Source organism: Shewanella surugensis (assembly GCF_023284005.1).
Classification (GTDB): Bacteria; Pseudomonadota; Gammaproteobacteria; order Enterobacterales; family Shewanellaceae; genus Shewanella; species Shewanella surugensis.
Genome location: NZ_JAKIKS010000207.1, coordinates 1 through 5,128 on the forward strand (window position 1 = coordinate 1; position 5,128 = coordinate 5,128).

The 5,128-nt window shown below is 42.4% G+C and carries 4 protein-coding genes; 3 read left to right on the forward strand and 1 reads right to left on the reverse strand.

Translation table 11 applies throughout. The annotated features are described in order from the left end of the window. Positions 1–238: 238 nt before the first annotated feature. The 3 genes from L2764_RS25625 (at position 239) to L2764_RS25635 (ending at position 3,942) form a co-directional block, all read left to right on the forward strand. Positions 239–1,681, forward strand: a complete 1,443-nt coding sequence (locus tag L2764_RS25625; protein WP_248943187.1) for an amino acid permease — start codon at positions 239–241, stop codon at positions 1,679–1,681. Positions 1,682–1,723: 42 nt separating this feature from the next. Then, the gene (locus L2764_RS25630; RefSeq protein WP_248943188.1) at positions 1,724–1,981 is read left to right on the forward strand and encodes a hypothetical protein; all 258 of its coding nucleotides are present in this window, start codon (positions 1,724–1,726) and stop codon (positions 1,979–1,981) included. 779 nt (positions 1,982–2,760) lie between these two features. Continuing rightward, complete coding sequence (locus tag L2764_RS25635) at positions 2,761–3,942, forward strand: N(5)-(carboxyethyl)ornithine synthase (RefSeq protein ID WP_248943189.1); 1,182 nt, start codon at positions 2,761–2,763, stop codon at positions 3,940–3,942. Between the two features lie 204 nt (positions 3,943–4,146). On the opposite strand, the gene L2764_RS25640 is transcribed toward L2764_RS25635, so the two are convergent. Continuing rightward, a complete protein-coding gene (locus L2764_RS25640; protein ID WP_248943190.1) occupies positions 4,147–4,680 on the reverse strand; it encodes a cytochrome b in 534 nt (177 codons plus the stop codon). Positions 4,681–5,128: the final 448 nt, after the last annotated feature.

Genomic DNA, 5,128 nt, shown 5'->3' on the forward strand with positions numbered 1-5,128 from the left:
TGCGGTGCGCCAAGTCAGCGAAATAAGCTAAAAAAGGCGAGTTGGGACGATGATTACAGGGCAAAAGTTTTCTTTGGTTAATTATCCGACAAAGTATGCTCCCGCCCTGGGTGCTAAGTGCGCGCGACGCTTAGGGCGCTTGTGTATTGAGTCGTAGCCAAGCGGTGCTTATGCGGGGCGCTTTTAGGCTACACTTGATGGAGCTCATCATGTATAGGCAAGCTAAATAATCATGTCAATGAACACGTTAAAAAGACGTTTGCAAAGTCGGCACCTGACGATGATCGCCTTGGGTGGCTCTATCGGCACTGGGCTGTTTTTAACCAGTGGCATGTCGATTCATTCCGCTGGCCCCGGAGGCGCGGTGCTGGGGTATGGGCTGATCGCCATCATGGTGTACTTTTTAATGACGAGTCTAGCCGAAATGTCGACCTATGCCCCCACTACAGGTACCTTTTGTGAGTATTCAGGCCAGTATGTGGATCCCGCTTTTGGGTTTGCCATGGGGTGGAATTACTGGTTCAGTTTATCGATATCTATAGCGGTTGATATTTTATCCGCAGCCTTTATCATGACCTTTTGGTTTCCTGATGCCAATACATTGCAATGGTCCGGCCTGTTTTATGTGGTGATCTTTGGAATTAATTTGTTCACGGTCAAACTGTTTGGTGAAACAGAATATTTTTTATCTATGGTGAAAGTCAGCTTTATTATCATTTTTATTATCGTTGGTGGCCTGACGATCGTGGGCATGCTGGGGCATAATGCCGCCGTGAACTTTAGCAATTGGACCATTGGCGATGCCCCCTTTCATGGTGGCGGCTATGCTGTGGTGGGGGTGTTGTTGCTGGCGGGATTTTCGTTTCAAGGCACTGAGTTGGTGGGGGTGGCCGCAGGGGAAGCCAAGACGCCACAAAAAAGCGTGCCCAAAGCAATTAAGATGACCTTTTGGCGTATTCTCATTTTTTACCTATTATCATTAGTAGTGATCAGTTTTTTAATTCCGTATACCAGCCCCAGTTTAGCCAGCTCGCATGTGACAATGAGTCCTTTTACCTTGATATTTCAGCAGGCGGGATTACAGTTTGCGGCGTCGCTCACCAATGCCATCATTTTAGTGGCGGTATTGTCCACGGGCAATGCCAATATGTACTCGGCGACGCGTATCATGTGGTATTTGGCAAAAAGCCATCAAGGGCCTAAGAGCATAGCGAAGGTGAGTCGCTCTGGGGTGCCTTATATGGCCTTGATCATAACCGCCATCGCGGGTTCGGCCTTTTTATTAACCTATAAGTTTCAAAATGGCGTTATTTTTCACTGGCTAGTGAATATCTCGAGTCTAGCGGGCTTTGTCGTGTGGTTTGGTATTGCCTTGAGTCACTATCGCTTTAGACGCGCCTACCTTGCACAAGGGTTCGATATGGCAGCGCTGCCATATCGATCTAAATTATTTCCTTTGGCCCCTGTGATCGCTATGGTATTGATTGCCGCGATTATCATAGGGCAACCCTTGAATGCGATCGTCTCCCATGAGTTTACATGGGGGACGTTTTTTTCGACCTATATGGGAGTGATCGTCTTTTTCATCATAGGCATTGGCTATAAAATAAAACATCACACCCGCCTGATCCCCTTAGATAAGTGCGTGTTTCATCACAAGCAAGGTGATCCATCGCCTTAAAATATATAATCGATTTTAAACCATGCGTTGCGGCCGGGTTCATTGACTTGCCACATAGGTTCGCTACCCGGTGCGTTATTGCTGGCGCCAGAGCGACTAATGTGTTCGGCGTATGTGGTATTGAATAGGTTTTTGACACCGACACTGATCAAAAATCCTAGCCCTCAATGCCAGCTGGCATTGAGGGCTAGCGTATTAAAGGCGCACGGTTTTATTGCAGGAGATTTCCCCGACATTCACGCTTGGATAGTCAATCAAGTGCAACTGGCGGTGCGAAAAGGTTGGCTAAATGACGCTTAATATTAGCCTGTAACGGTGACACGGGCGACTTTTTAATATCCCTATGACTGTTATTTGTGAATTCATTTATCCCAGATCCCCCGTGACCATTGAAAACATGCATCTTCAAGTGGCTTGGGTATAACCTTAGGTGAGCGATGGTTTCTCTGTTACTATGGGTGCTAAGGAACAGCTTTATTTCTTGTTCGATGCTTTACCCTGTAAACCTCACCTCACCATCAACGGTCACATCTACACTGTTTTTAACGGAATTTAAACAGTGCATTTTCTTCGAATTAGTTTTTATTTTTTATTAAGTATCAAATAATTATATGACAAACCAAGTTTCAAACTTGCTCACTTTGTCAGGATCTAAGTCACGCTTTTCCTTGTTTGATTGAGTCAGAATTAGATTAACATACTTTAATTTGTATCAGTATGTTAATGTATTGTTTCATTAAGAGGGCTGTACTTCTAAAATGTCTCAAGTCTTATCGACAAAAAGCCTGCTTTTATCCGATTATTTGAACTGATCACTTATCAATTTCTACATTAAATTCTACATTAAAAAATGTTAAATCAAAGGCTTGAGAAATACACATTAGCAAGGAGGTAACATGAAAACGGCAAGCGCCGTGCAGTGTTATCTTGCTGTTGAATAAGCGTACACCTGTTATACCGTGTTTCACTTTCTGAAACACTTTCGACAGATCAGCGCATTCAAAAATAGACCTATTGGCGAAGTGAGTCATTCGTTCATGAAGTCACACGTATTGATTTTTTAATAAAAAGGGAACCGCATGAGTAAATTAACAGTGGGAGTCATTGGATCGTCAAGGAAAGAGGATGAACGTCGTTATCCAATCCATCCAGAGCATTTATCGCGTATTCCTGAAAACATTCGCCGGCAGTTGATTTTTGAAGAAGGCTACGGCGCAGCATTTAATATATCCGATCTAGACATTGCTGCTCAGACGGGGGGCGTTGCCACCCGCCACGCGTTATTGGCTGATATTGGCATGGTGATCATTGCCAAGCCAGTATTAGAGGATTTACACGAACTTCGTGAAGGAGGAATACTTTGGGGTTATGTGCATTGTGTACAGCAAGAGGAGATTACCCAAGCTGCAATCGATCGTAAGCAAACGCTCATTGCCTTTGAGGATATGTTTGTTTGGACGCCTAGCGGTCAATCGGGCCGGCACACATTCTATAAGAACAATGAAATGGCGGGTTATTGCGCCATTTTACATGCCTTCCAACTTAAAGGGATTGATGGACATTACGGTAACCAGCGTAAAACGATTATTTTCAGTTTTGGTGCTGTTAGTCGCGGGGCGATATACGCTCTCAAGGCGCATGGGTTTAGAGATATCACCATTTGTATTCAGCGCCCCGATCACGAGGTACGTGAAGAGGTACTCGATTGCCACTACGTAAAGATCCGAGCAGGTAATGAGGGGGAAGCACGCATGGTGGTGGTGGAACATGATGGCACCTCGCGGCCGCTAACTGAACTGATCAGCGAGGCTGATATTATCGTTAACGGCACTTTTCAAGAAACCGATAACCCTATCAACTTTGTGACCGAAGCGGAAAGCGCATGTCTCAAGCACAACAGTCTGATTATCGATGTGAGTTGTGATGAAGGGATGGGATTCTTTTTTGCCAAACCAACCACCTTTAAGGAGCCGATGTTTCAATATGGTACTACTGATTATTATGCTGTGGATCATACTCCGAGCTATCTCTGGGAAAGTGCAACGCGTTCAATCTCTGCCGCGCTCATTGTTTATTTACCGGCAGTACTCGCAGGCCGCGATGGTTGGCAACAAAGTATGACCATCAATAAAGCGATTAATATTGATAATGGTGTGATCCAGAATACCTCTATTTTATCGTTTCAAACGCGTGAGCCACACTACCCCCACGTCCAAATAGATCAGATTGACAGTGTTGTCTTGAATAAGGCAGATGCCTAGCAAGTTAGGGGAGGGCGCGCGTAGGCGCGTCCAACTAATGACCTCCAGCTTGCGAGCCTTCGGCGAGCGACTAACACACAATACACGCGAATACATTAATGCCCCTTATTCATGGTTAAATAGTCGTGCTATCTCAATAATGACTCTCATTGTTGATTGAAATGATTATCTTATTGTCTCATTATGCTTTGAGGCGATTACAAATTAAAAAAGCATTTTATTTAATAAATGATTTTTATCAATGTATTGATGTTTAATGACGGCTAACACATGAATGATGATGAGAAAAAATAAAAAATAGCAAGAAAAGCGGTGGAAAATAAAAAATAAATCACAGATGTTATCATGCTGTATTAATGGGTTTACATAGTTGAGATGTCCTAATATAACAACAGGCTCACTTAACATTAAAAACCCCGTTATATAGACAAAAAACATCAATAAATACAGTAAAGAATGAAACATGTTGGCGACGTTTCTTTGTAGGGTTGGCATAGTCACTTGAGCAGGCTCCGTTCTAAAAAAACTCCAAACCCAACGGGGAATAAAAATCAGTGCTGACAAAAAAGCTAATGATATGTTTAATTGTGAAATAAAGAACCAAAGTGAAGAATGCTCATCAATAATATGCAGGCTAAATCCTGCGAGCATGGTGTAAACAATAATTATGGCCATAAACCAATGAAATAATTTGCTCAAGAAGTCATATTCTTGTGATTCATTCTTATTTGATAACATTTGGATTACCCATTAATGGATTGAAAAATAACTTAAATGTTTAAGTTAAATCTTATTTTATGTATACCATGATGTGTAACATATGAATGTTGAATAGGAGCTTTCTTTCGTTAAAAATGCTAAAGAAATGAGTTTAAAATGCGTTTTTAAATGATATCGTTTACTTAGCATTAAGCTTTGTGACAGCAGTTTTCAATATACCTTATTGCCATTGTTCCTTATTGAGCGCATTGATTAGTGCCTAGGGGGCGTTGACAATTACGCTAACCAAATCATAGAAGCAGCTAATTGAAGCGTCCCTAAATAGTACTTAGCCTTTCTCTCATAGCGCGTAGCCACGAGCTATAGTCGTTTCTGGTGTATGAGGATAAAGCATTGCGATGTAACCTGTTAATTGATCTTGGCCGATCAACAATTAACAAAAGGAACATCGCAATGACTAAAAATG

Excerpts from the sequence above, each read along its gene's own strand:
- L2764_RS25625 (WP_248943187.1), top strand. The coding sequence starts at position 239 with ATGAACACGTTAAAAAGACGTTTGCAAAGTCGGCACCTGACGATGATC.
- L2764_RS25635 (WP_248943189.1), top strand. The coding sequence starts at position 2,761 with ATGAGTAAATTAACAGTGGGAGTCATTGGATCGTCAAGGAAAGAGGAT.
- L2764_RS25640 (WP_248943190.1), bottom strand. The coding sequence starts at position 4,680 with ATGTTATCAAATAAGAATGAATCACAAGAATATGACTTCTTGAGCAAA.